At 72.6% G+C, this 26,855-nt stretch carries 28 protein-coding genes; 16 read left to right on the top strand and 12 right to left on the bottom strand.

Annotated elements, in window-relative coordinates; genetic code table 11:
- Positions 1–15: 15 nt before the first annotated feature.
- On the bottom strand, positions 16–984 hold the full coding sequence (locus tag ACQVFL_RS27430; RefSeq protein WP_396689964.1) for a Gfo/Idh/MocA family protein: 969 nt from the start codon (positions 982–984) through the stop codon (positions 16–18).
- Positions 985–1,060: 76 nt separating this feature from the next.
- On the opposite strand from ACQVFL_RS27430, the gene ACQVFL_RS27425 reads away from it, so the two are divergent.
- The gene (locus ACQVFL_RS27425) at positions 1,061–1,906 is read left to right on the top strand and encodes an NUDIX hydrolase (protein WP_396689966.1); all 846 of its coding nucleotides are present in this window, start codon (positions 1,061–1,063) and stop codon (positions 1,904–1,906) included.
- 6 nt (positions 1,907–1,912) lie between these two features.
- Here ACQVFL_RS27425 and mshD read toward each other — a convergent pair whose 3' ends face one another.
- From mshD to ACQVFL_RS27410, 3 genes are all read right to left on the bottom strand, one after another.
- Positions 1,913–2,839 (bottom strand): mycothiol synthase, encoded by a 927-nt coding sequence (mshD, locus tag ACQVFL_RS27420; protein ID WP_396689968.1) that lies wholly within the window; start codon positions 2,837–2,839, stop codon positions 1,913–1,915.
- A 57-nt stretch (positions 2,840–2,896) separates the two neighbouring features.
- Complete coding sequence (locus ACQVFL_RS27415; protein ID WP_396689970.1) at positions 2,897–3,757, bottom strand: polysaccharide deacetylase family protein; 861 nt, start codon at positions 3,755–3,757, stop codon at positions 2,897–2,899.
- Between the two features lie 111 nt (positions 3,758–3,868).
- The gene (locus ACQVFL_RS27410) at positions 3,869–4,606 is read right to left on the bottom strand and encodes a winged-helix domain-containing protein (protein ID WP_396689972.1); all 738 of its coding nucleotides are present in this window, start codon (positions 4,604–4,606) and stop codon (positions 3,869–3,871) included.
- A gap of 250 nt (positions 4,607–4,856) precedes the next feature.
- On the opposite strand from ACQVFL_RS27410, the gene ACQVFL_RS27405 reads away from it, so the two are divergent.
- From ACQVFL_RS27405 to ACQVFL_RS27385, 5 genes are all read left to right on the top strand, one after another.
- Positions 4,857–5,891 carry a hypothetical protein gene (locus ACQVFL_RS27405; protein ID WP_431727890.1) on the top strand — a complete coding sequence of 345 codons (1,035 nt, stop codon included), beginning with the start codon at positions 4,857–4,859 and terminating at the stop codon, positions 5,889–5,891.
- Positions 5,892–6,018: 127 nt separating this feature from the next.
- Positions 6,019–6,804 carry a DUF2993 domain-containing protein gene (locus tag ACQVFL_RS27400; protein ID WP_396689976.1) on the top strand — a complete coding sequence of 262 codons (786 nt, stop codon included), beginning with the start codon at positions 6,019–6,021 and terminating at the stop codon, positions 6,802–6,804.
- 71 nt (positions 6,805–6,875) lie between these two features.
- Entirely contained in the window at positions 6,876–6,953 is a 78-nt protein-coding gene (locus ACQVFL_RS27395) for an Ms5788A family Cys-rich leader peptide (protein ID WP_311202345.1), read from the top strand.
- Positions 6,954–7,164: 211 nt separating this feature from the next.
- A complete protein-coding gene (locus tag ACQVFL_RS27390) occupies positions 7,165–8,013 on the top strand; it encodes a sulfurtransferase (protein WP_431727889.1) in 849 nt (282 codons plus the stop codon).
- 1 nt (position 8,014) lies between these two features.
- A complete protein-coding gene (locus tag ACQVFL_RS27385; RefSeq protein WP_396689979.1) occupies positions 8,015–8,338 on the top strand; it encodes a DUF1416 domain-containing protein in 324 nt (107 codons plus the stop codon).
- A 165-nt stretch (positions 8,339–8,503) separates the two neighbouring features.
- Here ACQVFL_RS27385 and ACQVFL_RS27380 read toward each other — a convergent pair whose 3' ends face one another.
- The 3 genes from ACQVFL_RS27380 to ACQVFL_RS27370 form a co-directional block, all read right to left on the bottom strand.
- Positions 8,504–8,644 carry a hypothetical protein gene (locus ACQVFL_RS27380; RefSeq protein ID WP_191088575.1) on the bottom strand — a complete coding sequence of 47 codons (141 nt, stop codon included), beginning with the start codon at positions 8,642–8,644 and terminating at the stop codon, positions 8,504–8,506.
- Between the two features lie 13 nt (positions 8,645–8,657).
- Positions 8,658–9,857: a glycosyltransferase gene (locus ACQVFL_RS27375; RefSeq protein ID WP_396689980.1), complete on the bottom strand. Its 1,200-nt coding sequence runs from the start codon at positions 9,855–9,857 to the stop codon at positions 8,658–8,660.
- Positions 9,858–10,209: 352 nt separating this feature from the next.
- Positions 10,210–14,580, bottom strand: coding sequence for a S8 family serine peptidase (locus tag ACQVFL_RS27370; RefSeq protein WP_431727888.1), 4,371 nt, complete (start codon positions 14,578–14,580; stop codon positions 10,210–10,212).
- 294 nt (positions 14,581–14,874) lie between these two features.
- Between ACQVFL_RS27370 and ACQVFL_RS27365 the strand changes: the two genes are divergently transcribed.
- Positions 14,875–15,402, top strand: coding sequence for a winged helix-turn-helix domain-containing protein (locus tag ACQVFL_RS27365; protein WP_396689984.1), 528 nt, complete (start codon positions 14,875–14,877; stop codon positions 15,400–15,402).
- A 12-nt stretch (positions 15,403–15,414) separates the two neighbouring features.
- Positions 15,415–16,275 (top strand): hypothetical protein, encoded by an 861-nt coding sequence (locus ACQVFL_RS27360; protein ID WP_431727887.1) that lies wholly within the window; start codon positions 15,415–15,417, stop codon positions 16,273–16,275.
- A gap of 3 nt (positions 16,276–16,278) precedes the next feature.
- Here ACQVFL_RS27360 and ACQVFL_RS27355 read toward each other — a convergent pair whose 3' ends face one another.
- From ACQVFL_RS27355 to ACQVFL_RS27345, 3 genes are read right to left on the bottom strand one after another with little or no spacing between them, the layout of a single operon-like run.
- Positions 16,279–18,336 (bottom strand): amylo-alpha-1,6-glucosidase, encoded by a 2,058-nt coding sequence (locus tag ACQVFL_RS27355; protein WP_431727886.1) that lies wholly within the window; start codon positions 18,334–18,336, stop codon positions 16,279–16,281.
- Entirely contained in the window at positions 18,333–18,713 is a 381-nt protein-coding gene (locus tag ACQVFL_RS27350) for an SCP2 sterol-binding domain-containing protein (RefSeq protein WP_431727885.1), read from the bottom strand. Before ACQVFL_RS27350 ends, ACQVFL_RS27355 begins: the two co-directional genes overlap by 4 nt.
- A gap of 54 nt (positions 18,714–18,767) precedes the next feature.
- Positions 18,768–19,142 (bottom strand): DsrE family protein, encoded by a 375-nt coding sequence (locus ACQVFL_RS27345; protein ID WP_431727884.1) that lies wholly within the window; start codon positions 19,140–19,142, stop codon positions 18,768–18,770.
- A gap of 12 nt (positions 19,143–19,154) precedes the next feature.
- Here ACQVFL_RS27345 and mtfM point away from each other — a divergent pair, with 12 nt between their 5' ends.
- Together mtfM and ACQVFL_RS27335 are read left to right on the top strand one after the other, a co-directional pair.
- Positions 19,155–19,259, top strand: coding sequence for a small membrane protein MtfM (gene mtfM / locus ACQVFL_RS27340; RefSeq protein ID WP_267899546.1), 105 nt, complete (start codon positions 19,155–19,157; stop codon positions 19,257–19,259).
- Positions 19,256–19,861, top strand: a complete 606-nt coding sequence (locus ACQVFL_RS27335) for an FABP family protein (protein WP_396689993.1) — start codon at positions 19,256–19,258, stop codon at positions 19,859–19,861. The genes mtfM and ACQVFL_RS27335 overlap by 4 nt, the downstream gene beginning before the upstream one ends.
- 45 nt (positions 19,862–19,906) lie before the next feature.
- Here ACQVFL_RS27335 and ACQVFL_RS27330 read toward each other — a convergent pair whose 3' ends face one another.
- Positions 19,907–20,755: an aminotransferase class IV gene (locus tag ACQVFL_RS27330; RefSeq protein ID WP_431727883.1), complete on the bottom strand. Its 849-nt coding sequence runs from the start codon at positions 20,753–20,755 to the stop codon at positions 19,907–19,909.
- 65 nt (positions 20,756–20,820) lie between these two features.
- Here ACQVFL_RS27330 and ACQVFL_RS27325 point away from each other — a divergent pair, with 65 nt between their 5' ends.
- From ACQVFL_RS27325 to ACQVFL_RS27310, 4 genes are all read left to right on the top strand, one after another.
- A complete protein-coding gene (locus ACQVFL_RS27325) occupies positions 20,821–21,255 on the top strand; it encodes a Fur family transcriptional regulator (RefSeq protein WP_396689997.1) in 435 nt (144 codons plus the stop codon).
- Positions 21,252–22,364, top strand: coding sequence for a YgfZ/GcvT domain-containing protein (locus ACQVFL_RS27320; RefSeq protein ID WP_396689999.1), 1,113 nt, complete (start codon positions 21,252–21,254; stop codon positions 22,362–22,364). The genes ACQVFL_RS27325 and ACQVFL_RS27320 overlap by 4 nt, the downstream gene beginning before the upstream one ends.
- 160 nt (positions 22,365–22,524) lie before the next feature.
- Positions 22,525–23,352: a 3-keto-5-aminohexanoate cleavage protein gene (locus ACQVFL_RS27315; RefSeq protein ID WP_396690000.1), complete on the top strand. Its 828-nt coding sequence runs from the start codon at positions 22,525–22,527 to the stop codon at positions 23,350–23,352.
- Positions 23,353–23,446: 94 nt separating this feature from the next.
- Complete coding sequence (locus tag ACQVFL_RS27310; protein WP_431727882.1) at positions 23,447–24,406, top strand: asparaginase; 960 nt, start codon at positions 23,447–23,449, stop codon at positions 24,404–24,406.
- A gap of 96 nt (positions 24,407–24,502) precedes the next feature.
- On the opposite strand, the gene ACQVFL_RS27305 is transcribed toward ACQVFL_RS27310, so the two are convergent.
- On the bottom strand, positions 24,503–25,306 hold the full coding sequence (locus ACQVFL_RS27305; protein WP_431727881.1) for an alpha/beta fold hydrolase: 804 nt from the start codon (positions 25,304–25,306) through the stop codon (positions 24,503–24,505).
- Between the two features lie 112 nt (positions 25,307–25,418).
- On the opposite strand from ACQVFL_RS27305, the gene ACQVFL_RS27300 reads away from it, so the two are divergent.
- The gene (locus ACQVFL_RS27300) at positions 25,419–26,054 is read left to right on the top strand and encodes a helix-turn-helix domain-containing protein (RefSeq protein ID WP_396690006.1); all 636 of its coding nucleotides are present in this window, start codon (positions 25,419–25,421) and stop codon (positions 26,052–26,054) included.
- The gene (locus tag ACQVFL_RS27295; protein ID WP_396690007.1) at positions 26,051–26,851 is read left to right on the top strand and encodes a hypothetical protein; all 801 of its coding nucleotides are present in this window, start codon (positions 26,051–26,053) and stop codon (positions 26,849–26,851) included. The genes ACQVFL_RS27300 and ACQVFL_RS27295 overlap by 4 nt, the downstream gene beginning before the upstream one ends.
- The last annotated feature ends 4 nt before the right edge of the window (positions 26,852–26,855 follow it).

Raw genomic sequence — 26,855 nt, 5'->3', positions numbered from 1 at the left:
CTTCCTTACATCCGGTCAGAGGTACGAGACGCCGATCTGCGCGCGGACGTCGTCCAGCAGAGTCATGATCTCCAGGGTCGCCGAGTGCGGCACCAGGGGGCTCTCGGTCAGCCCCTCGGCGAGGCAACGCTGCACCTCGATCGCCTCGTACTGGTAGCCGTTGCCGACCAGGTCGGCGGCGATCGTCTCGGCCGGTGCGTCCGCCCGGTGCAGGGTGAAGCCGTCCGGCCGGAAGAACGGATCCGGCAGCTCGATCCGCCCGGTGGTGCCGACGATCGAGGCGGTGAGCCCGGTCGCTCCGACCATGCCGCAGCTCAGCGTGGCGACGGCGCCGGAGTCGTACCCGAGGACGATGCCGGTGTTCTCGTCCGTGCCCTCCGGCCCCAGCTTCGCCCACGACCGGACGTGCTGCGGCACACCGAGCACCAGGTGGGCCAGGCTCACCGGGTAGACGCCCAGGTCCAGCAGGGCACCCCCGCCCAGCGCCCGCGCCCGCATCCGGTGCTCGGGCGGGAACGGCCCGGCCACCCCGAAGTCGGCCCGTACGCCGGTGACGGTCCCGATCGCCCCGTCGGCGATCAGCTCGCAGGCGCGCAGGATGAGCGGGTTGCACCGCATCCACATGGCCTCCATCAGGAAGACCCCGCCCGCGCGCGCGATCTCCACCAGCTCGGTGCTGGTGGCCAGGTCGAGCGTGAACGGCTTCTCCACCAGCGCCGGCTTGCCGGCGGTGAGGCAGGTGCGAGCCGCCTCGTGGTGAGCGGCGTGCGGGGTGGCGACGTAGATCACGTCCACCTCGGGGTCGGCCGCCAGGTCGCTCCAGGTGCCGTACGCCCGCGTCGCACCGTGCTGTTCGGCGAAGCGCTCGGCGCTCTCGGCGGTCCGTGAGCCGACCGCGACCAGTTCCGCGCCCGGCACCAGGCGGAGGTCTTCGGCGAAGCGAGCGGCGATGTGGCCGGTGGCCAGGATGCCCCAACGAGTCATGGCGTGACGCTACCGAAGATCACCTTCGGGCGGCACCGCTGATCCACCGGTCGGGAACCCGACCTAAGCTCGGCATATGACCGTGGATCGTGGTTATCCCGCGCCGCCCGCACTGGTGGAGCACGCCCGCCGGTTCCAGGCGACGGGCGGGGCCCCCGCGACGCCCCGGACGGCCGCCACCGTGCTGCTGCTCCGCCCCGCCGACGAGGGCTTCGAGGTCTACCTGATCCGCCGGGTCGCGGCGATGGCCTTCGGCGGCATGTACGCCTTCCCCGGCGGCGGGGTCGACCCCTCGGACTCGACCGCGCACCTCGGCTGGGCCGGGCCCGAGCCGGCCGACTGGGGCGTACGACTCGGCGTGGCGCCGCAGGCCGCGCAGGCCGTGGTCTGCGCGGCGGCCCGGGAGGTGTTCGAGGAGGTCGGCGTGCTGCTCGCCGGTCCGGACGAGGGGCGGGTCGTCGGTGACGTCAGCGACGACGGCTGGGAGGCCGCCCGGGTGGACCTGGAGCAGCGGCGCACCGGCTTCGCCGAGTTGCTGGCCACGCGGGACCTGACGCTGCGGTCCGACCTGCTGCTGCCGTGGAGCCGCTGGGTGACCCCGGACTTCGAGCCGCGCCGCTTCGACACGTACTTCTTCGTGGCGTTGCTGCCCGAGGGGCAGCGGACCCGGGAGGTCTCCGGCGAGGCCGACCACGCCCTGTGGATCAGGCCCGGGGACGCCTGCGAACGCGCTGCGGCCGGTGAGCTGACGATGCTGCCGCCGACCCGGGTCACCCTCGCCGAGGTGGCCGCCTGTGCCGACCTGGCGGCGGTGGCGCGGGCGGCGGCGGCCCGGGACGCCGGCAGCCCGATCACGCCGGTCCTGGACCTCTCCGACGAGGCTGATCCCCGCTTCTATCTGGAAACCCCGCCGACGCGCTGATCCGTCTCAGCCGAGCTGGTAGTTGACGTGGGCGGACCACCGGGCGAACCCGGTCCGCTCGTAGAGCGCCACCGCGCCGGTGTTGGACTCGTCGACGTAGAGCATCACCCGGTCCAGACCGCGCTGCTCCCGCAGGTACGCCAACCCGGCCGTGGTCAGTGCCCGACCGAGCCCGCCGCCGTGCGCGGACGGGTCCACCCCGAGTACGTACACCTCGCCGATGCGGGCCGAGCCCTCCCGCTCGTGCACCTTCGTCCAGTGGAAGCCGAGCAGTCGGCCGGTCGACGACTCGACGGCGAGCAGGAAACCGGCCGGGTCGAACCACGGCTCGTCGAGGCGTACCCGCAGGTCGTCGGTGGTCCACCGGCCCTGCTCGGGATGGTCGGCGAAGGCCCGGGCGTTCAGGGCCAGCCAGGCGTCGTCGTCCTGGCCGGGGCGGTACGCGCGCAGTTCCACCCCGTCGGGCAGGCGCGGTGCGTCCAGGGGGGCGGTCAGCGGCCGGCGCAGTTGCCAGAGCACCCGGGCGCGGAGGAAGCCGAGGTCCACCGCGAGCGCGGCGGCCGACGGGTGGTCACCGTGCGCCCAGGCGCGCAGCGGCCCGGTGGCGGCGGCGACCACCGCTCGGGCCAGCGACCGACCGAGGCCGCGTCGCCGGTACGCGGGGTGCACCACGAGTTCCGCGCCGATCCCGCCGGCCGGGTCACCGGTGTCCAGGTGGGCGTACCCGGTGAGAGTGCCGTCGTCGGCGCGGGTCAGCAGGTGGATCGCGGGCGCCCGCTCGTCGCGCAGCCGGAGCAGGACGTGTTCGTCCAGCGGGTCTGCGCCGTCGGAGTCGCCCGCCGTCCGGGCCAGCGCCAGCACCTCGGCGATCTCCGTCGGCCCGAGCCGCTCGGTGCGGTGGACCTGGTCGTCGGTCGATCGAGTGCCGCTCATCCCGTCACGGTATCCGGATCACCGGCGGCATCGCGGCGGTGGGCGGGACGGAACCGGTCAGAAGCCGTGACGTGGCAGCGCCTGGACGTCGAGCCGACCACTCAGTTCGGGCAGGATGCGGTACAGCGCGTCCACTGTGCCCTGTCGATCGCCTCCGGCATCGTGCAACAGGACGATCGAGCCGGGTTGCACCCCGTCGAGCACCGACGCGGCGATCCGGGTCGCACCGGGCCGCTGCCAGTCGGAGGTGTCCAGCGTCCAGTGCAGCGGCGTCATGCCGAGTTCGCGGGCGGTGGCGACCAGGGAGTACGTCCAGGCGCCGCCGGGCTGGCGGTACCAGGCGATCGGGGCGTCCGGCACGGCGGCGCGGATCGCCTCGCTGGTGCGCAGCAGGTCGTTCCGGATCTGTTCCGGTGACCGCGCGCCCAGCGTCACGTCGTGTTCCCAACTGTGGTTGCACAGGGTGTGTCCGTCGGCCACGATCTGCTGGACGAGCCACGGGTACGCCTGGGCGTTCTGGCCGACCAGGCAGAAGGTCGCGGTGACGCGGTGTTCCCGCAGCAGGGCGAGCACCTGCGGGGTGTAGTCCGGGTTCGGTCCGTCGTCGAAGGTGAGGGCGACGGTGCCGGTGCCGGTGGTGACCTGGGTGCCCATCGGACCGAAGTTGGGGTCCTCGGTCGTGCCGTGGTCCGGGTCGCGCGGAGCACCGCTGGACGGGACGGCACCGGGCGTGCCGGTGGGTACGTCAGCCGAGGGCGGGGCCTGGTCGGCGTACTCGGGATGCTCGGCACCGGTCGCGGTGACCGCGGAGTCGTCGCGCGGCTCCTGGGGCAGTAGGTTGCGCCCGAGCAGGTACGTCGAGCCGAGCACCGCGGACACCACGAGCACGATGATGCCGACCGCCTGTGTCGTACTCACCGACCGTCGTGCCGAGCTCCCGTAATACGTGCCCACCGCAGCCCCTTTTGCTGGTCAACTCGGCAGTCACCATAAAACTGCCGAGTCGCCCAAAAGGGGCATATGGGGGAATTAGCCCTCGACGGTGAGGGGGTGCATCGCCAGGGACGCGTGCTCGGTCGCCTCGGCCAGGGCGCGGTTCGACGGCACGACGAACTTGTAGCCCACCTGGCGCACGGTGCCGATCATCGACTCGTACTCGGAGCCGAGCTTGGCCCGCAGCCGACGGACGTGCACGTCCACCGTCCGGGTGCCGCCGAAGTAGTCGTAGCCCCAGACCTCGCGCAGCAACTGGTCGCGGGTGAACACCCGGCCCGGGTGCTGGGCCAGGAACTTGAGCAGCTCGAACTCCTTGTAGGTGAGGTCGAGCGGGCGGCCCTTGAGCTTGGCGGCGTAGGTGTCCGGGTCGATCATCAGCTCACCGGCCCGGATCGAACCGCCGGCACCGGCCGTGGCGTTGCTCAACCGGCCGACCGCGAGTCGCAACCGGGCCTCCACCTCGGCCGGACCGGCGGAGGCGAGGATGACGTCGTCCACGCCCCAGTCGGCGTTGAGCGCGATCAGTCCGGCCTCGGTGACGACCGCGACCAGCGGAACGCCCAGCCCGGTGGCGTGCAGCATGCGGCAGGTCGCCCGCGCCTCGCTCAGCTCGGAGCGGGCGTCGACGAGCACGGCGTCCGGGCTCGGACCGGCGACCAGGGTGCGGACGTCGCGCGGTGCGGTGCGAACCGAGTGCGGCAGCAGGTCGAGTGCGGGTAGCACTGCGGATGGTTCGCCTGCTCGTGCGGTCACCAGCAGCAGGATCTCCACGATCACCTCCGTCCCGGCGGCCGGTGTGGCCGCACGCGACCAGCGGCACTCAGGGCGAGTGGGCGCTGGGAACTTCCGTGGGTCCCGGCGTCGCTGACGGGCGGGTTTCGGCTTGAGAGTAGCCGATGGGTCCGCTCGGACCCTGACGCGGTTTCCTGTTTGCCCCTTCTGCCCCTGATCGCGGCCCAGGTTTTAACGTCGCCGAAACCGTGACACCCGAGTTGTGCGGAAGGTCTGGCACGATCGGTGCGTGTTTCCCTCCAACTCGCCCGAGGCCGACCGAGACCCGTGGGTGGACGACGCGCCCCCCGGCGACGGCGCGGCACCGCGTACCGGTCCGGACGTCGAGCCCGAGGAGCGGGGCCGCTCCCGGGGCCCGCGACGGCTGCGCCGCGGCGGTTCGCCCCGGCGTGCCGACGACGCGCTCGACGAGGAGGAGGACGAGGACGAGGTACCACCGGTCGACGTACCCAAGAAGCTTTCCCTCGCCGTCGGCGGGTTCGCCGCGCTGCTCGGCGTCGGTCTGATCGTCGGCGCACAGACCTCCGGGCCCGGCGACCGGGTGCCCTTCGCCATCGTGGTGTTCCTCGTCCAGGTGCTGTTCGTACTCGCCTGGACGGTGGTGAACCGGCCGCCGGCCTCCGCGGTGGTGATCGGCGTCGGCGTGCTGGTCGCCGCCGTGGCGGACACCGTGGCCATCCGGACGGCCGAACCCCGCCTGCTGCCGCTGTTCTACGTCGCGGTCGGCGGGGTGCTCGTCGCGGTGCTCGGCCAGTTGGTCCGACGGGTCGACCGGGTGCGGGTGACCGACTCGGTGCGGACCACCGCGACCATCGTGCTCGGCCCGGTCGCCTTCGCCACGCTCATCGTGCTCACCCGGATTCCCGCCGGCACCCAGGCGATCGCGGTCTGCCTCGCGGCGAGCACGGTCGCGCTCACCGTCGCCCGGCTGACCGACGCCGTCGCGGCCTGGCCCCGGCTCGCACCCCAGGTGCCGCGTGGGGCCGCCGGGGTGGTCGGTGGCGCGATGGTGGGTACGCTCGTGAGCGCGTTGCTCGGCGGCTACCTGGTCACCCCGTTCACCCCGACCCGCGCCGCGATCATCGGTCTGGTCACCGCGGTCGTCGCCGTCCTGGCGGACCTGGCCTGCGGGTACGCCGAGGCCGGTCGAATGATGGCGGGCGAACTGCCCGACGCGTGGGCGGCCCGGCACGTGCAGGGTCCGCTCGCCGGCTTCGCGATGGCCGCCCCGGCCGCGTACCTGATGTGCCGACTGGCGTTGTAGCCGACCGCTGCGGCGGCGGTTGAGGAATCCGGACATCGGGTAACACCGGTGCGCCGCGGGGCGTCCCGGCGATGCGACCGGGATCGACGGTCGGCCGGGATCGATGTTCGACAGGACAGGAGAAGGCGTGGAGCACGAGCAGACCTATGGACGGCGCCCGCGGCGACGGGGGCGCAAGGTACTGATCGGCTTCGTCGTCCTGCTGCTCGTCCTCGTCGGGCTGCTGGTGATCGCCGACCGGGTCGCGGCGAACGTGGCCGAACGCACCATCGCCGACGAGGTCCGCCAGCAGGTGGCCCAGCAGGGTGCGCAGTCCGCCCCGCCCGAGGTCGAGGTGGGCGGGTTCCCCTTCCTCAACCAGGTGCTCGACGGCCGGTACGAACGGATCACCATCCGGCTGCGCGACGTGCAGGGCTCGGTGCAGGGTGACGCGGTCGCGCTGCCCAGCCTGGACGTGGACGCCCGCAACGTCCGCGCCTCGCTGGACACGCTGCGCACCGGCCAGGGCGACGTCGTCGCCGAGACGGTCAACGGGACCGGCACGATCAGCTACCAGAGTCTCGCCGCGTTGCTCGACCGGGACGGGCTGGCCCTCGCCGAGCAGGACGGGAAGCTCGCGGTGACCGCGCCGCTGGAGGTCCTCGGCCAGCGCCTCACGGTCACCGGCATCGCCGAGATCGTCGTCGGGGAGCAGGGGCAGATCGCGCTCCGTTTCGACGACCTGAACGCCGAGGGCCTGCCCAACGTCGCGATCGCCCGCACTCTGCTGAACAATTTCGCCCGCAGCATCTCGGTCGACGTACCCCTGCCGGAACTGCCGTTCCAGCTCACCGTCCGGGAGGTCGTGCCGAGGCCGGAGGGGCTGACGGTGACCGCGGACGCACGGGACGTACCGATCAACTCGGTCGGCTGACCATCCGGGCCAGTCCCGGATGGTGGTCGGGCCCCTGGAGATTCGTGAGATCGCTGGTAGGCTCCCTGGTCATGGGGACGCTCCTCACCAAACGGCGCGCGGTCGACCTGTGCCGCGTGGCCACCTGCCTGTGTCGCCCCGTCATCTGACGGCGGGGCTGTTTCGGGCCGCCTAGCGGCCTACGGCACCAGGGGTACGCGTACCTGATCCCGGTGCACCCCACCGGACGCCCGGCAGCGGCGCCGTCGCACGAATCCCGTGATCCGTTCCTAGCTATGGGTCCCGCGCGTGGTGCGACTCCTTTCGAACAGCGATTTCCGCGCGCTGGCTCACCATCCATCCTCACCAGGGAGTGATCTGATGAGTCGCGACACCGCACTCGTCTCGGCCGAGTGGGCCGAGAAGAACCTCGACGCCCCGGGCGTCGTCTTCGTCGAGGTCGACGAGGACACCTCGGCCTACCACACCGGTCACATCGCCGGCGCGATCAAGCTCGACTGGAAGAACGACCTGCAGGACCCGGTCCGCCGGGACTTCGTCAACAAGACCCAGTTCGAGGCGCTGCTCTCCGAGCGCGGCATCGGCAACGACGACGTCGTCGTCCTGTACGGCGGCAACAACAACTGGTTCGCCGCGTACGCGTACTGGTACTTCAAGCTCTACGGCCACGGCGACGTCAAGCTGCTCGACGGCGGTCGCAAGAAGTGGGAGCTGGACGGCCGTCCGCTGGTCCGCGACGAGGTGACCCGCCCGGCGACGCAGTACGTCGCGCAGGAGCCGGACAACACCATCCGGGCCTTCCGCGACGAGGTCGTCGCCGCGATCGGCGTCAAGAACCTGGTCGACGTGCGCAGCCCCGACGAGTTCGCCGGTCGCCTGCTCGCCCCCGCCCACCTGCCGCAGGAGCAGGCCCAGCGGGGTGGCCACATCCCCACCGCGATCAGCGTGCCGTGGTCGAAGGCGGCCAACGAGGACGGCACCTTCAAGTCCGACGACGAGCTGCGCAAGATCTACGGCGAGGCCGGGCTGGACGACGGCAAGGAGACCATCGCGTACTGCCGGATCGGCGAGCGCTCCTCGCACACCTGGTTCGTCCTCCAGGAGCTGCTCGGCCACCGCAACGTGAAGAACTACGACGGATCCTGGACCGAGTACGGCTCGCTGGTCGGCGTGCCGGTGGCGCTCGGCGACGAGCCCGGGGAGGCCTGAGATGACCGCTCCGACCGCCGCCGGTTGCGCCGCACCGGATCAGGCCGCGCCGTTGCCGGCCAGCATCGACCTGGAGAAGGAGACGGTCATCACCGGCCTCGTCCGCTCCGCCGAGGGTGACCCGGTGCCGGGCGCGTACGTCCGGCTGCTCGACTCGACCGGCGAGTTCACCGCTGAGGTGGTGACCTCTCCGGCCGGTCAGTTCCGGTTCTTCGCCGCTCCTGGGAACTGGACCCTGCGCGCCCTGTCCCGGCACGGCAACGGCGACACCGCCGTGGCCGCCGGACGGGGTGTCAACGAGGTGACCGTCACGGTCACCGACTGACCCACGCTCTGATCGGCCTCGTGGCCCGCGTCCCCCTGACCACGGGGGGATCCGGGCCACGAGCCGTCTCCGCCCTTCCGCGACCGGGACCGGCGCGTCGAACATGGGAACGGCCGCCGGCATGATGCCGGCGGCCGTTTCACGTCGGGCCGTGCTGGCAGTACGTCAGCCGATCTTGCGACGGGCCTTGGCGCCCCACTTGGCGGCGGTCACCAGCAGGGCACCGAGCCCCAGCAGGATGCTGCCGAGCAGGCCGACGGTGGCGGTGGAGGCACCGGTCAGCGGGAGGTCCTGGTTCGCGGACATGTTGTCACCTCCCTCAGCCCTTCACGCCGACCGCCATGCGCGCCGGGGAGTCCCAGACGCACCGGTCGACAGTTGGCGCTCGGATCGCCTTCACCAGGGCGTGCACCAGGATCACCCGGTACAGCAGGTCGGCGACGATGATCACGGGGAGGAACAGCGGTAGGTGGGGGTGCCGCAGACGCCACGCGGCGAGGCCGACCCAGAGGCTCTGCCCGGCCAGCATGAGTCCCAGCCCGGCCAGCAGTCCGGGTCCGGCGGTGGCGAGCAGCCAGAGGGTCACCGGGCCGCCGGCCACATAGAGCACCCAGTGCAGCATCAACAGCAGGTACGCGAAGTCGAAGCGGCTGGTGTGCCGACCCACCCGGTGCCCGATGACCCCCTGGAAGGTGCCCCACATCCAGCGCAGGTTCTGCCGGTACCAGTCGCGCAGCGTGGTCGGGTCCTGGAGGTGCGCCAGGGCACGTGGCGCGTACACGACCCGGCCGAGGTTGCGCCGGTGTGTCTCCAGCACCCAGTACGTGTCGTCGACGATGTAGGGCGGCTGCTGCGGCAGCACGGTGTCCAGCAGTTCGGTGCGGTACACCGAGTTCGAGCCGGAGATGCAGTTCATGACGTTGAAGTGGCTCTGGATCCGGCGGATCACCGCCTGGTACATCCAGTAGCTGTAGGCGCGCTTGGCCAGCCACGGGTTCCACCGCCGCTCCGGCGGCCACCACGTGACGTTGTGGCCGACCGCGATGCCGACCTCCTCGGTCAACTCGGCCAGGGCGGCGGTGACGAAGTCCGGTGCGACCACCACGTCGTCGTCGAGGATGGCGACGGCCCGGTAGTGCGTACCGAGACCGAACTCGACGTACCCGGCGTGCAGGGCGGCCGGCTTGCCGACGTTGCGGGCCAGGGCCAGCACCCGGGCACCGGCCGACTCGGCGAGGCGCGCGGTGTCGTCGGTCGAGGCGTCGGAGACCAGGAACACGTCGCTCCCGGTGGCGCGGGCCGCGCGTACCGTCTCGGCGATGGTCGCGGCGCCGTTGCGGCAGGCGATCAGGACCGCCACCTGGTCGGCGCGTACCGGGCCGTAGCGCGGCGGCCGAATCCCGTGACGCGGCCGGTGGGCCACCTCGGGGCGGACGAAGCCGTACCCGAACGACCCGACGATCAGCAGCAGCGCGAGGGCACTCACAGTGATGGTCGAGGCCAGGAGAACTTCCAGCATGGCAGCCAATCCGCAGGCGGGAGGGGTTGTGAACGCCGCTCGCGTTGAGGCGTGCTGCTAACGCTAAGTGATGTACCGGCGGTCGCCAAGAGCGATGATCTCTTTCGTCCGTTCGGCCGACGGTCGGATGACCCTCCGGTCGGTCGAAAACGCCGATGACCAGGAGAAACAGTCGGCTGGGCGGACGCGCGACAGGGGCTGCCGGGTGCGCGCCATGTCGAAGGTGCGCCCTGTCGAGCTGATCTCGTGACCGATCCGAGCACCTGGCTTCGCAAGCCCTGACCTGGATTCTGCGCGGACAGGGTGATGGCCGCCGGTTCGTCACGAACCGGCGGCCATCACCGGTGGTGTGTCAGATGCCGGTCGCTCTGGTGCAGGTCGACACGGGATCGAGGGCGAAGTCGAGCGAGCCGACGATGCCCGCCTCGATCTGGTGCCGCTTGACCTGCGGCACCCAGCCGTCCTTGGCGACGATCACCTCGTACCGGCCCTTCGGCAACCACCAGGCGTACTTCCCGTCGGGGCCGGAGGTCAGCGTCGTGCCCGTGCCGGCCGAGATCAGGTTCACCCGGACGGTCGCCACCACCGGCACCGTGACCCCACCGCAGGTGGTGCCGGTGACGCTGCCCTGGATCTTGCCCCAGCTCGACGGCGGCGAGACGTTCATCTCCACCGACACCGGCGTCACCGGGTACGGGGTGTCCGAGGCGATCGCCAGGTCGGCGTCGTACCGCCCCGGCTGCTGCAACCCGGCCGCCGCGGTGGCGGTGAGCGTCACCGTGACCGTCCGGGACGCGCCCGGTGCCAGGGTGAAGGTGGTCGGCGAGGTGGACAGCCAGGGTACGTCCGCCTCGGCGGCACACTGCTCCAGGCCACCGAGCCGCTCGCTGTCCGCCGAGCCCACGAAGGAGCTGGGCGAGCCACCGATCTTGTACGCGCCGCAGGCGGCGGCGCCCCGGTACCGGCCGAACTGGGCGTTGGGCAGGTCCCGCCAGGCCCCGGCGGCCGGGTCGTAGGCGATGGTGCGGTTGCTGACCGCCGTCGAGCCCGCCGTCACGCCACCGGCCAGCACGAGCATCCCGCCGGCTGCCGCGTACTGGGAGCCCCACAGCTCGGTGGGCATGTTCGGCAGCGGACTCCACGCGTCGGTCGCCGGGTCGTACCGGTGGGCGTCGGTGTACTCGGTGCTGCCGGTGCCACCGGCGCAGTGCACCGTCTCGCCGAGCCCGCCGCAGGCCAGCCAGGACACCGGGTGCGGGTACGCGGCCCGGGTGCCGAAGGTGCCGGTCGCCGGGTCGAAGACCACCAGCCGGGCGGAGTCCGTGCAGGTGGCGTCGGCACAGCCACCGACCAGGTACACCTTCCCGTCGACCACCGCCCCGCCGGCTGCCGCAGTCGGTGCCGGGTTGGTCGCCCCGGGCACGGTGCTCCAGGTGCCGACGGCCGGATCGAAGACGTCGACGGTGGCGACCGTGCGGTCGTCCGCGCCCCAGCCGCCGAGTACGTACAGTTTGCCGTCGACCGCTGCCGCGACCGGCTTGGAGCGTGCCACCGGCAGGTCCGGCAGCGCGGTCCAGGCGTCGGCACCCGGGTCGTACGCCCAGGCCCGCCGCTCGGTGCCGGTGCCACCGCCACCACCGACGGAGTAGATCTTCCCGTCCAGCCACGCGGCGGCGTTGTCGTAGATCGCGGCCGGCAGCTTGGCGACCGGACTCCACGCGTCGTCGGCCGCCGTACGCGCCTCGGGTGCCGCCCCGCCGTACGCGACACCGGTGCGGGTCTTGCTGATGCCCTTCATCGTCTGTTCCCGCAACGGTGCGCCGGAACGGTTCAGCAGCTCGAACCCGCCGGTGCGCTCCAGCAGCTCGACGGCGGCCGGTGCGCTGCCGGTGTTGCGCACGGTCAGCTTGGTGGTCCGGGTGCTGTTGTAGGGCTGGTGCGACACCACCGACGCGGAGCTGACCGTGAGCCGCCCGGCGCCGAGGGCGACGTCGGCCCGCTTGACCCGGTCGGCGACGACCGTGACCTGCTTGGTGGCCGGCTGGTACGGCGGACGGCTGGCGGTGAACGGGTGGGCGCCGGTCAGGCCGGAGAACAGCCAGTAGAAGCCGTCCGGCTCGGCGGTGTCCTCCGGGGTCGCCGCCGACACGGCCCGGTCCTGCGGCCGGTCGTCGCTGACGACGGTCACACCGTCCACGGGTGCGCCGGTGTTGCGGTCGGTGGTGGTGCCGACCACCAGTCCACCCGGCACCGGCGTGCACTCGCGGTTGACCACCTCCACGTCGTCCACCTGCCACCACCAGGCGAAGGTGCCCTTGAACCGGAAACGGACCAGGGCCGAGGCGGCGTTCGCCGCCGGGGTCAGTGCCACCTCCTCCACGCGGGGGCCACGCCGGCTGGTGGTCTGGTGCCAGACGTTGGTCCAGGTCGCGCCGGAGTCGACGGAGACGTCGACGTCGGCGGTGTCGGAGACTCCGACGGCCCGCCAGTCGCTGCGGAACCGCAGCACCGGCGCGCCGGTGCCGGAGAGGTCGAGCGGCGGGGCGACCAGATCGGTGTCCTGGGTGTTGCCGCTGCCCAGGGCGTCGCTGTCGACGATGGCGAATCCGCCGGCACCACCGGTCAGGTTGCCGCGCGACCGGGTGTCGGTGAAGGTCCAGCCGCCGGAGGCGGTGCGGTTGTCGACCCGCCAGCCGGCCGGGGTGCCGGTGCCGTCGAAGCTCTGGGTCAGCAGCGGGGTCCCGAACCGTCCGGTGTAGCCGGCGGCGGTGCATCCGGCCTCGACCGGGACGGTCACGTCGGCCGTGGTGTCCGTGGTGCCGACCGGCACCTCCCGGGTCACGGTCCGGTAGCCCGGGTACCGGGCGGTCACGGTGAGCCGGTACCCGGTGCCGCCCGGCGCGGTGAACGAGTAGCGACCGGTGACCGGGTCGGTGAAGACCGGCCCACCGGGCCGTCCGGCCACCTCGACCTTCGCGTACAGCGGCCAGCCGTGTCCGGAACCGTCGGTGACCTTTCCGCTGATCGTGACCGTCGGGTTCGCCGTCAGCGCGAAGTTCCGGGTGACGGCCTCGCCCTCGGCCACCGTGACGGTCGCGGACCGATCGGCGTAGCCGTACGCGCTGACCGTCAGCCGGGTCTCGCCGGCCGGCACGTTGAGCGCGTACCGGCCGTCGGCGCCGGTGGTGGCGGTGCGGGTGCCGTCGGTCACGGTGGCTCCGGCCACCGGGTCGTCGTCGGCCGCGTCGGTGACCATGCCGCTGACCCGGCCCACCGGGCCGCGCGGGGCGTCCCGCACCGCCGCGTACGCGTCCAGGCGTCCCTCGCCGAAGACGTTGTTGTCGGCCGGGGTGCCGCCGCAGGTGGTGGCGTCGACGTCCCGGGCGGTGCGGTCGAGCAGTCCCTCGGTGCCGGCCACGTCCCCGCGCAGGCTCGGTGCCGCCGCCCAGACCAACGCGACGGTGCCGGCCACGTGCGGGGCGGCCATCGAGGTACCGCTGAACGAGGCGTACCCGCCGTTGCGGACGCTGGACCGCACGTTGCTGCCGGGGGCGGCGATGTTCGGCTTGATCCGGTCGGTGCCGAACCCCCGGCCGGAGAAGTCGGCGATGGCGTTGTTCACGTCGTACGCGCCGACCGCGTACGAGTCGGCGTAGTCGCCGGGCGAGCCCGCGCTGCCGCAGGCCGGTCCGTCGTTGCCGGAGGAGAAGACCGGGAACATGCCGGCGGCCCGCCAGGCCGCCACGGTCTGCTGGTACCACGGGTCGCCCCCGTCGCCGCCCCAGGAGTTGTTGACGATGTCGGGGCGCAGGTCCGGTCGGGGGTTCTGCCCGGCGGCGTCGGTCGGCGCGAGCACCCACTGGCCGGCGGCGAGCAACGAGGCGTCCGCGCAACTGTTCGAGCCGCAGCCCTTGGCGGCGATCCACCGGGCGCCCGGTGCCACGCCGATCTGGTTGCCGGCGCCGTCGTCGCCGACCATGGTGCCCATGGTGTGCGTGCCGTGGTCGTTGTTGTCGCACGGCGCGGTGCCGGCGCAGACGCCGGTCGGGTCGAACCAGTTGTACGCGTGGTCGAAACCGTCGCCGAGGTTGCCCCGGTAGGAGCCGACCAGCGCGGGGTGGTCGTACCGCACGCCACTGTCGATGTTGGCGACCACGATGCCCTCACCACGGTCGCCGAACTCGTCCCACACCCGGGGCGCGCCGATGTTGGTCAGGCCCCACTCGACGGCCGTGGTGCGGGCCCGGGTGTCGGTGGCGGTCGGCCGGACCAGCGGGTAGCTGCGGCTGGGGGAGATCCGGGCCACCTCGGGCCGCCGGGCGAGTTCGTCCAGCAGCGCCTTGTCGCCCTCGACCCGGATCGCGTTGGCGATCCAGTACGCGGTGTGCGGCACCTTGCGCTCGTCGAGCATCGTCCGCAGGTCCCGTTGGGTGCGGTCGGCGGTGTCGGTCAGCAGCCGGTGCACCTCGTCCGCCCGACGGTCGGCGTCGCGCAGCCGGGCGGTGTCGGCCAGCGGGGCGGTCTCGCGCAGGTAGACCAGGAACGTCGCGGTCGACGCGGTGCCGAACCGGTCGAGCAGCCCCTGGTCGACGGCGGCCCGGTGTGCCGTCGGCTGCGAGGCCGGCGCGGCCACGGCGGGCTGGGCGGTGACCGCGAGTACGGCGGCGGCCAGCAGCGTCACCGCCCGCCACCGTGGTGACCGTGCGGATGGTCGTGTGAACAAGGTTCCTCCCCCACGTCGTCGGACCCGATCCGTTCGGGGCCGGAGACCCGCGCGCCGGAATGCGACGTCGCGGAGCGGACGAGGCGATGTGGGTGGCTGATGGTGAGCGCCCGCCCGCTGAGAGTCATGCTCTTGCCCCGACAGTCAGTGATCAATGGACGGCGTCGGTCAGTACTCGGTCAGTGACGGGGCGGGATCCTGACCGTTAGTCTTCAGGCGGGGGCTCCATCGGTGACTGTCGTTGGCGACTGGTGGAAAGTCGCAGGTCAGCACGGTGCTCTCGGGGGAGGCAACGTGTCCGTTGAGGAGATACCGATCCTGGTCTGCGTCAGCTCCGACGCGTCCGTACGGCATCGGGTGGTGCAGCGGTTGGACGGCGTCGGGCCGGTGGTGATCTGTAGTGACCTCGCGCAGTTGCGCGCGATGTTCCCGGCTCCGCTGGCCGAGCCCGCCGGGTCGACCGACGAGCCGACCGGCCGACCGACGAGCTGGGGCGATCTCGTGGTGGACCGGGCCGGGCACCTGGTCACCTGGCGGGGTGCGCCGGTGGGCCTGACGCGTACCGAACGGGAGCTGCTGGCCCGGCTGATGAGCCCGCCGCTCGCGCTCTGGAGCTACGAGCGGCTGTTCGCCTCCGTCTGGGGCGGCGCGTACCTCGGCGACACCGCGATCCTGCACTCGGCGGTGAAACGGCTGCGGCGCAAGCTGCGGGCGCTGCCCGACGGCCCGCAGGTGCAGACGGTCCGTGGGGTGGGCTACCGGTTGAGCCCTCCGCCGGAGGCCGCCGACGGGCGTCCCGGCGAGGCGGTACACCGCGCGTGACACCATGACCCGGTGAGCGGCGCTGTCCAGACGGGGTTTCCCCCGCCCGCAGGTCCCCGGCCCCCGGCCCCCGAACCCCGGTGGCCGCGCTGGCTGATCGTGGCGACCGTGGCATGGGCGGTGCTGCTCGCCGGTCTGACCTGGCGCTCCGCCCGAAACGATCCGCCGACCGTCCGCGAGCAGCGCACCCTCGCGGAGGCCGGCCCGGTGGTGGACGCCGCCGTCGGCGAGCTGGTGGCGGCGAGCTGGGGTGCGGTGCCCGCGCTGGTCGCCCCCGAGGTGGACCGGGGCTGCCGGATCACCCCCTTCGCCGAGGGCGCCGAGCTGGTCCGCGCCGTCGACCTGGCGGTGCCGGTGGGTGAGGAACGGGCCGCGCTCGAGGAGATCTCCGACCGGCTGCCCACGGTGTGGCGGGCCGGGGTCCGGGTCACCTCCGAGGGGCCCCGGCTGCGCGCCGACGCGGGCGAGTTCGTCACCGTGCTGGGGCGACCCGTCGCCGACGGCCGGATCCGGTTAACCGCCGACACCGGGTGCCGGATGGTCGGCGACGGCTACTCCGCGCCGGGCGCGGACGCCACCGGCGCCGAGGTCGGTGCCCTGACCGAGGCGCTGCGGACGCTCGGCAGCACGGCGACCGGGCCCGACGAGGTGGTGGCCGCGCCGTGTCCGGGCGGCGGGTCGGCGCGTACCGTCCGGTCCGCTGTCGGTGCGCTGCCCGCGTCGCCGCAGGCCACGCTCGCACCGCTGGCGGGCGGCACGCCGGTGGTCGACACCGACGAGGTGTACGCCTTCCGGCGCGACGGCGTCGCGGTCCTCGCCGACCTGGGCGCGGACGAGGTGGTGCTCGCCGCCACCACCGGCTGCGCCGGCTGACCCCTACACCGGCTGACCGTTCCCGTCGTCCCGCCTGCGGCTGCGGCCCAGCGCGTCCGCACGGCCCCAGCGGCCGGGGATGTCCAGCAACTCGACGCGCCCGATGCCCTGCGGCACGTGTGGGTCGATGATCAGGTGCTCGCCCTGCGGTTCGAGCCCGAGCATCACCCGCAGCAGCATCAGCGGTGTCCCCGCCGACCACGCCTGTGGGCTGCACGCGGTCGGATACTGCACCGGATACTCGGTGAGGTCACGCTCGTACCCGGCGAACGCCTCCGGCAGCCGACCGTCGAAGTAGCGCGCCGCCGCCAGGATCGACTCGCAGATCTGCCCGGCCTGCTCGCGGAAGCCGTACTTCCACAGGCCCCAGGCGATGATCGAGTTGTCGAACGGCCAGACCGTGCCGACGTGGTAGCCGATCGGGTTGTACCGCCCCTGGTCGTCGGCGAGGGTACGGACGCCCCAGCCGGAGAAGAGGCGCGGCCCGACCAGGTGGTCGGCGATCCGCCGGGCCCTCGACTCCTCGACGATGCCGCTCCAGAGCAGGTGCCCGATGTTGGAGCTGAGCGCGTCCACCGGCGTGCCGTCGGCGTCCAGGGCCAGCGCGTAGTACTCCTTCTCGGGCAGCCAGAAGTCCCGGTTGAACCGTTCCTTCAGCTCGGCGGCCTCCCGTTCCAGCCGGTCGGCGTACTCCGGGTCGTTCCAGAACAGCCGTGCCATCCGGGCGCCGCGCAGCTTGGCGTCGTACGCGTAGCCCTGCTGTTCGCAGGTGGCCCGGGGGAAGCTCGGCAACCGACCGTCGGAGTAGGAGATCGCGTCCCACGAGTCCTTCCAGCACTGGTTCTCCAGGCCGGTCTTCGGGTTGCGGGTCTGGTACCAGAGGTAGCCGGTGCCGAGCAGGTCGCCGTACGTGTCGATCCAGGCCAGCGCGGCCCGCACGGCCAGTTCCAGACGCTTGACCAACGCCACGTCGCCGGTCCACCGCTCGTACTCGTCGAGCAGGATCACGAACAGCGGAGTCGAGTCGGCGGCGCCGTAGTAGGGCGAGTGCGGCTGTTCCTCGAAACCGGCGCTCTCGCCGTAGCGCAGCTCGTGCAGGATCTTGCCGGGATCCTCGTCGCGGAAGTCGTCCAGCCGGTGGCCCTGGAGACCGGCCAGCATGGTCAGCGTCGGCGGGATCAGCTCCGGTTGGAACGGCAGGACCTGGAGCGAGGTGATGATGCTGTCCCGGCCGAACAGGGTCATGAACCAGGGCAGTCCGGTGGCCAGCAGCCGGACGCCGAGCGCGATCGACTCGTACCGGAGCGCGGCCAGGTCGTCGAGGCTGCGCCGGTACGCCTCGGTCAGCGGCTGATAGTCGCAGCTCAGCTTCGGCGCCTTGGCGATGAACTCGGCGTGCTCGGCCTGGATGACGGCGGTCGTCCGGCTGCCGGAGAAGGGGAGTTTGCTGCGGACGTCCTCGCCACGGGCACCGTAGATCGTGGTGGCGACGGTGAGCCGGGTGGTCCACTCGCCGTGCGGCCCGATCTCGATCGGAAAGGTCATCCCGGTCAGGTCTACCTCCGCCGGTGCGCTGCTGCTGATCACCGTCTCCCGGTGGAACGCCTCCCGGCGGTAGTCCAGGCGCAGCGCGTTCTCGCCGGGGGCGGAGGTGTGCTCCCCGCGCTTGCGCTGGGTGTCCTTGATCTCGAAGAGGTCGGCGAAGTCGGCGCCCATCTCCATCCGGACGGTGAACGTCATCGGCTGCCCGGAGTGGTTGAGTACGGTCAGCTCCTCCTCGAAGCTGCCGCTGATGGCCCGGCTGCGGATCACCGAGACCTTCGCGTCCAGGAAGTGGGTGGGCTCGCCCGGCACCAGGAAGTACCGGGTCCGATGCGACTCCGAGTCGTCCATCGACAGCGCGTGCAGCCGCTCGCCGTCGAGCAGCAGCAGCCAGGTGGAGAGGAACCGGGTGTCGAAGGAGAAGAGTCCGGTGGGGAAGTCGATCGCCGGCTCGATGTCGCCGCGCCTGTCGCTGACCAGGAAGGTGTTGCCGTCCAGGATGCTGACGAGTTCCTTCACCGGGTCCGCCTGACGTGCTCGCGGGCCACCTCACGGGGGTCCCGGGTGCCGGGCGGCGGTGGGAAGAAGCGCCGGAAGGCGAGGAACAGGACCACGTCCCCGGTGTACGTGCTCTCGTTGCGGAACACCGCGGAGATGCTCTGCGCCTGGCCGGTGACCAGCCGGTCGAACAGGTTGACGCCGCAGTACCAGACGGCGTCGGCGGACTCCGGGCCCTGGCCCACCTCGGCCGCGCCCGGCCGCATCCGGACCAGCCAGTGTTCGGTGCGCCCGTCCAGGCTGAGGTCGATCCGGAGCGTGCCCGCCACGGGGGACCGGAGTACCTCCGGGGCGCGGGCGGGCAAAGCCGCGAAGAACTGCTCGGTCGCCTCGGTCACACCCGAATCGTAGGCATTAGCCCGAGTTGTCGGGCCGGTTCCGGCGCGCTGCCCTCAGTACACGAGTGCCTGTGCGCCCTCGGTCATCGTCTCCTCCACGAAGACGGCGGCACCGGCGATCCGCACGCCGGGGATCACGTCGCCGGTGCCGATGTCCCGGCGGGCGGCGCACTGGGTGCAGGCGGTCACCGTGCCGGTCGCCAGGATCACGTGCAGCAGCTCGGCCAGTGGCGCGGAGTGCGGCAGCTCGAAATTCTGGGCGCGACCGGGCAACGCGAACCAGGTCGACTCACCGGTGAGCCAGAGCGAGACGTGTACTCCGGCTGCCGCCGCAGTGGCGGCGACGGTGAACGCCTGGGCGCATCGCTCCGGCGCGTCGGCGCCGGCGGTGGCCTTGACGACGAGAGAGCGGGCCATGCCGTCCAGCATAAGATGACCCGGATGGTCACCGAGATCGGGTTCGTCAGCCTGCTGGTCGCCGGCCTTGGCGCACTCGCCGGTGGTCTGGTGTACGTGGCGGTCCTCATAGCGAGAGGGAAACAGTGAGCGCGAGCGCGTCGGACGACAATCCGCTGGCACCGCCGCCGTGGCTGAACGCGCCGCCGGTCGAGCCGTACCCCTTCGAGGAGAGTCACGACCTGCGGGTCGGACCGAAGCTGCACCCGAGCCTGGACGGGCTGCTGCCGTACGTCGGCGTCTGGCGGGGACGCGGCCGGGGCGGTTTCCCCACCATCGAGGACTTCGACTTCGCCCAGGAGATCCGGATCAGTCACGACGGCCGGCCCTTCCTGCACTACGAGTCGCGGGCGTGGATCCTCGACGAGCAGAGCCAGCCGGTGCGTCCGGCCGGTCGGGAGGTCGGCTGGTGGCGTCCGGTGCTCGACGGTGACCGGGTCACCGACGAGTTGGAGGCGTTGCTGACCGTCCCCACCGGTGTGATGGAGCTGCACGTCGGGCGGCGCAAGGGCACGCAGATCGAGTTCGTCACCGACGCGGTGGTGCGCAGCGCCACCGCCAAGGAGGTGACGGCCGGGCACCGGCTCTTCGGCATCGTCGAGGGGGCGCTGCTGTACGCGCAGGACATGGCCGCGGTCGGTCAGCCGCTCTCGCCGCACCTGTCGGCACGCCTGATCCGGGTGGCCGGCTGAGCCGTCCGGCCCCGTCGGCCGGGTCGGCCCGGTGCGGGTCGGCCGTCAGGGCAGCGGGAAACCGAGCAGTTCCTGCACCGCCCCAGTACGCGTACCGGGCGGCAGCGGAATCCCGTCCAGACTGCGCACCGCCACCGCGCCGCGTACCGACGAGGTGAGCCAGACGCCGTCGGCGGTCCGCAGCCCGGCCGGGGTGACCATCCGCTCGTCGGCCGCGCAGCCCAGCTCGGCGGCGTGCGCCAGCAGCCACGCGACGGTGGTGCCGGGCAGGATGCCGGTGTGCCGGGCGGGCACCGTGCACAGGGTGTCCCCGTCCAGCCAGACCACGTTGGCGGTCGGCCCCTCCAGCACGTACCCGTCGGAGGAGACCCAGAGCACGTCGTCCACGCCCGTCCGGGCGGCCCAGCGGCGGGCGGCGGTGCTCGCCCGGTACGAGGTCGACTTGAGGCCGGCGGGGAGCCAGTGGAGTTCCCGCCGGGCCTGTGCGGGTACGCCGAGCGGAAGCGTGGCCACCCGAACCCCGTCCCGGCGGGCCTGCCGAGCCGCCGCCGGCACCTCGGCGAGGGTCGCGTACACGGTGGGTCCTCCGCCGCCCTCGGGGCCGCGGGTGCAGACCAGCCGGAGCGCGCCCTCGACCTCGGTCGGCCAGTCGGCGGCGACGTCGTCGAGCAGCGCGATCAGGTCGGCGTCGGGAGGCAGGGGGAGCTCGACGGCGGCTGCGCCGGCCCGCATCCGGGCCAGGTGCTCCTGCCGTAGCCACGGCCGACCGCCGCGCAGGTGCATGGTCTCGAACAGTCCGTCGCCGTGCAGGACGCCGAGGTCGTCGCCGCGCAGCAGCGGCTCGCCGGGCGGTCGCAGGCCCTGGCCCAGTACGCCGATCCGCGACGCCACCATGCGGCCGAGCCTAGTGCCGACGCCCGTGACCGGAGGTACGCGCATCTCCGAACTATGATCGGAGGGTGTCCGAATCCTCCCTGGCGGAACTGCTCCGCGCCCGTGGGCTGCGGCTGACGGCGCAGCGGCAGCTGATCCTGCAAGCGGTGCTGGACCTGGGGCACGCCACCCCGGAGCAGGTGCACACGGCGGTCCGCGAGGTCGCCGCCGGTGTCAACATCACCACCATCTATCGCACGCTGGAGCTGCTGGAGCGGCTCGGCCTGGTCACCCACACCCATCTGTCGCACGGGTCGCCGACCTACCACGCCGCCGGTGAGGACCAGCACGTCCACCTGGTCTGCCGGGAGTGCGGCGCGATCGACGAGATGGAACCCGAGCTGCTGCGCCCGCTGGCCGACCAGTTGGCGGCCGAGCGTGGCTTCCGGGTCGACATCGGCCACGTCTCCTTCTTCGGCGTGTGTGAACGGTGCGGAGACGGAGACGGGGACCAGAAATGATCGACATCGCGGGCGCAGTGGCCGTGGAGAGCATCGACGAGGCCAGCCGGGACCAGCCGGAACCGGCGCACGTGGCGGCCGGCGTACGGTCGGTGGCCGCGCACTACGGCGACCCGATGCGTGAGCAGCGGCTGCTGGACACCGAGGTCGGCCTGGTGGACCGCTCGCACCGGGGCGTCGTCGCGGTGCCGGGCGCGGAGCGGATCTCCTGGCTGCACACGCTCACCACCCAACACCTGGCCGACCTGGGGCCCTGGCAGGGCACCGAGTTGCTGGTGCTCTCGCCGCACGGGCACGTCGAGCAGCACGCCATGGTGACCGAGGACGGCGACACCACCTGGCTGGACACCGAGCCCGGCGCCACCGGGAGCCTGCTGGGCTACCTGGAGAAGATGCGCTTCTTCAGCCGGGTCGAGCCCCGCGACGCCACCGCCGAGTACGCGCTGCTGTCCCTGGTCGGACCGAAGGCACCCGACGCGCTGGCCCTGCTGGACGTGCCGCCGCTCGCCGAGCCCGAGGTGCTCGGCGTACCGGGGGCCAAGTTCCGCTCCGGTGAGCTGCCCGCCCGCCCGACCGCCCGGTACGACGTCAAGCCGCTGCCCGGTGGCGGATGGGCTCGCCGGGTGCCGCTCGGGGTGGACCTGCTGGTGCCCCGGGCCGCCATGGACCAGGTGGTGCACCGGCTGCGCGACGGCGGTGTGCGGCCCGCCGGGCTGTGGGCGTACGAGGCGGTGCGGGTCGCCGCCCATCGGGCCCGGGTCGGCGTCGACACCGATCACCGCACGATCCCGGCCGAGGTGGACCTGATCGCCCCCGCCGTGCACCTCGACAAGGGCTGCTACCGGGGGCAGGAGACGGTCGCCCGGGTGCACAACATGGGCCGTCCGCCGCGTCGGCTGGTCCTGCTGCACCTGGACGGGGTGATGACCGACCAGCTTCCGGCCGCCGGTACCCCGATCACGCTCGACGACCGGACGGTCGGCTTCGTCGGCACCGCCGTGCACCACCACGAGCAGGGCCAGATCGCGCTGGCCGTGGTGAAGCGCTCGGTCGCCGACGACGCCACGCTGCGGGTCGGCGAGAGCACCGCCGCCATCGACGTGATGTAAGGAAGGGCACCTTGTTAACGCCTGCTGCATAGCAGGGGTCCCCTGCTCACACCGGCTCCCCGCTCGCGCTGACGGCACCTGCTCACGCCGACGCTCCCCGCTCGCGCTGACGGCACCTGCCTGCGCCGAAGGCCGGGCTCGGGGTTCTAGGATCGCCGGCATGACGACAGCGACGTTGATCACGGTTGCCCCCACCGGCGCGGAGTCGGCCAAGACGGAGGTGCCGGCGCTGCCGGTGACCCTGGACGAGCTGCTGCTCACCGCCAAGGAGTGCGAGGCGCTGGGTGCCTCCGTGATCCACGTCCACATCCGTGACGGCCAGGCGCGCCCGACGCTGGACCAGGGACGACTGCGGGAGACGGTGGCGGCGCTGCGGGAGAGCACCGACCTGATCGTGCAGCTCTCCACCGGCGGGGCGGTCACCGACCCGGAGACCGACCGGCTGGCCGTGCTGGAGGCGGGACCGGACATGGCCTCGTGCACCATGGGCACGGTCAACTTCGGCGACGACGTCTTCCTCAACCGGTGGGAGTTCATCGTCGACCTGCACACCCGGATGCAGGAGCGGGGCGTCGTGCCCGAGTACGAGATCTTCGACCTCGGCCACCTGACCGCGTTGCAGCGGCTGCTCGGTCGGTACGGGCTGCCGCACGGCGGGCACGTGCACGTCGACTTCGTGATGGGGGTGCCGGGCGGGATGCCGGGCACCACGGCGACCCTGGTGGCGGCTCAGCAGATGCTGCGGGATCTGCCGGAGGGGACGACGTTCTCGGCGACCGGTGTCGGCCGCACCAGCATCCCGGTGCTGCTCGCCTCGCTGTCGGCCGGTGGTCACCTGCGGGTCGGCATGGAGGACACGATCACGTACGCCAAGGGGCGGCCGGTGGAGTCCAACATGCAGCTCGTCGCCCGCGCGGTCGGGTTCGCACAGCTCGCCCAGCGTCCGCCGATGACCACCGCCGAGGCGCGCGAGATGCTCGGAATGTAAGGGGGGAACTCCCCACCGTCGCTGTACACCCGGTGGTGGCGTCCCTGCTCACCCCGGTGCCGGCCCACCCCACCTCGTCGGTACCGTCCACGTTGTGGGAGAGACGTACGAGGGCGGCGTGGCCCTCGCCGAGGTGGTCCGGTCCGGGTTCGTGGAGGGCGTACACCGGGGATCGGTGGTGGTGCTCGACGCCGACGGCGCGGTGGTCGCCGCGGCGGGTGACGTGACCGCGCCGGTCTTCCCGCGTTCGGCGAACAAGCCGATGCAGACGGTCGGGATGATCGACTCCGGGCTGCCGCTGACCGGCTCGGCCGACCTGGCCCTGGTGTCGGCCAGCCACGCGGGGGAGGAGTTCCACCTGGCCCGGGTCGCCGCGCTGCTCGCCACCGCGGGCCTGGGCGAGGACGCGCTGCACTGCCCGCCGGAGTTGCCGGTCGGCGAGCAGGCCCGCGAGGCGGTGCTGCGTGCCGGCGGCGGTCCCACCCGGATCCAGATGAACTGTTCCGGCAAGCACGCCGGGATGCTGCTGACCTGCCGTGCCGCCGGTTGGCCGCTGGAGGGGTACTGGCGGCCGGAGCACCCGCTCCAGCGGCGGCTACGGGACGCGGTCGAGGAGTCGACCGGTGAGCCGGCCGTGGCGGTCGGTGTGGACGGCTGTGGCGCGCCGGTGCTGTCGGCCTCGTTGACCGGGCTGGCCGGGGCGTACCTGCGGCTGGTGACGGCGGAGGAGGGCACGGCGGCGCGTACGGTGGCCGACGCCATGCGCGGGCATCCGGAGATCGTCGGTGGCACGGAGGCCGACGACACCCGGCTGATGCGTGGCGTACCGGGGCTGCTGGCGAAGGTGGGCGCGGAGGGCGTGATCGCCGCCGCGCTGCCCGGTGTCGGCGCGGTGGCCCTGAAGATCGACGACGGCGCCGGTCGTCCCCGGATGCCGGTGCTGGTCTCCGCGCTGCGTCGACTCGGTGTCGACGCGCCGGTGCTGGCGGAGTTCGCCGAGGTGCCGCTCTTCGGCGGCGGCCTGCCGGTCGGCGCCGTCCGTCCGCTCTGGTGACACGTCGGCGGCCGTCGTCGTTCGCCGCCGGCTGAGTGGTGAGGAAGGGACCCCTGCTCTACCGCAGGCGTTAGCAGGGGGCCCTTCCTTTCATCCCTACACCGCGGGCAGGAAGTCGAGCAGGGCGGCGTTCACCGGCGCCGGGCGCTCCAGGGGGAGCAGGTGAGCGGCGTACGGCACGTCGGGCAGGCGTACCGCCTGCGGGGCCTCTGCCGCGATGCGGTCGGCCAGGTGCCGGATGTCGGGTACGTCCGCCGCGCCGGCCATGACCAGCACGGGCATGGTCAGCTCGTCGAGCCGCCCGGTGGCCGGCGGATCCAGTTCGGCGATGTCGACCGCGCTGAGCGCCAGTTCGGCGGCGAGGGCGCGTTCGTCCATCGCGGTGGCGAAGGCCACCAGGTGCGGGTCGACGTCCGCCGGGTCCCGTTCCGGGCCGACCACCCAGAACCGCACCTCACCGGCGGCGGTGGCGGCGAAGTCCTCCGGGTCCACCTCGCCGACGAGGCTCTCCCAGAGGTCGTTCGTCTGCTCGGACCACTCGTGGCCGGAGACGGCGGTGCCGAGCAGACCGAGTGCGCTGACCCGCGTCGGGTAGGCCAGGGCGGTGTCGATCGCCACCGCGCCGCCGAACGAGCAGCCGACCAGGGCGGCCCGGGGCAGGTCGAGTGCGTCGAGCAGCCCGGCCACGTCGTCATGGTGGGCGAAGGCGGTGTCCGGCAACTCGGACTCGCCGTAACCCCGCAGGTCGACGGCGATCACCCGGTGCCGGACGGCGAGCGCGTCGAGCTGCGCGTGCCACATCCGGCGGTCCGCGATGCCGGCGTGCAGCAGGACGACCGGCGATCCGGAGCCCGTCTCGTCGTACGCCAGCCGTGCGCCATTCACTTCGATCTTGGTCACGGCGAGACGGTACGACCGCCCGCGCGCGGGCGCAAACCCGCACCCTGAGACCTTGCTAACTCGGGCAAGCGTTTTGCTTGCAGTAGCTAGCAGGGCCGGTTAGCGTGGAGTCATGGCCACTTCCAAGGACCTTCCCGACGTCGGCGGGTTCATTCGTGACCTGCGGCGGAACGCGAAGATCTCACTGCGGCAGCTCGCCGAGCAGGCCGGGGTGAGCAACCCCTACCTGAGCCAGATCGAGCGGGGCCTGCGCCGCCCCAGCGCCGAGGTGCTCCAGCAGCTCGCCAGCGCGTTGCGGGTCTCCACCCCGGCGATGTACCTGCGCGCCGGGCTCCTCGACGACAAGGAGGGTCAGGGCGTACTGGCGGCCATCGCGGTCGACCCCGACCTGACCATGGCCCAGAAGCAGTCCCTGACCCAGATCTACGAGACGTTCCGTCGGGAGAACGCCCGGCTCGCCGACGCCACCGCCGCGGCGGACGCCGCCCGGGAGAGCAGCGCCGACACCGAGGCGGCCGGCGGGACGAACGCTGCGAACGACGTACCCGACCTCACCTCGCCCGACGTGGCGAACCTGGCCGCCACCGGTCCCACCACCGCCGAGGGATCGCCGACCGAGGCCGTCCTCGAATCGGTCGCCGTGACGGAGGCCGGTCCGGCCCCCGCGCCGACCCGCACCCCAGCCAAGAAGGCCGCCCGCACGGTGGTCCGCAAGGCCGCTGCCGCGGCCCAGGAGGAGAAGTCATGACCCAGCCGAAGACCGACCGGATCCCCGCCCCGCTCTATGCCGCCGCCGGTGCCGGCGACCTCGCCCTGAAGCAGTTGCGGCGACTGCCGACCGTGGTCGGCGAGCTGCGTGACCGGGTCACCGCCGACGGTGGCCGAGTCGTGAGCGACCTCGGTGGCAAGGCCGTCGTCGCCGGGTTCGAGCTGCGGCAGAAGGCCAACGACGCGCTGCGCAACGCCAACCAGACCGCCGAGTCGCTGCGGCAGAAGGCCACGCCGGCCGACCTCAACCGGCTGCGCGAGGCGGCCGACTTGAACCGGCTGCGCGAGGTCGCCGACCCGGCGAAGCTGCGCGAGGCCGCCGACGTGCAGAAGCTGCGCGAGGCCGCCGACCTGGACCGGCTGCGCGAGCTGGCCACCCGCAACGCCGCCGTGGTCGTCGCCGGTGCGCACGCCGCCCAGGAGCGGGCGCTGGCCGCGTACGGCGCGTTGGTCGCGCACGGTGAGCGGGTCGTCGGGGCGGGCGTGATGGAGGCCGCCGAGACGGTCAACGCCGACATCGAGGCCACCGACGCCACGGTGGAGCCCGCCGCGATCACGCCGGACGCCGAGCCGGTGTCGCCGCGCAAGCCGGCCGAGGTGCCCAGCCCGGCCGAGGTCGCCGAGATCGTGGAGGCCAAGCCGGCTGCCGGGAAGGCCGTGGCCAAGAAGACCACCCCGGCCAAGGCGGGCACCCGGCAGACGGCCGCCGCCAAGAAGACCACGCCGTCGGCGAAGCTGCCCCGCGCCACGAAGCGGACCCGCCCCGCGGGCGAGTGACCAC

Source organism: Verrucosispora sp. TAA-831 (genome assembly GCF_050780145.1).
Taxonomy (GTDB): domain Bacteria; phylum Actinomycetota; class Actinomycetes; order Mycobacteriales; family Micromonosporaceae; genus Micromonospora.
This window is presented reverse-complemented; position numbering and strand designations above follow the sequence as displayed.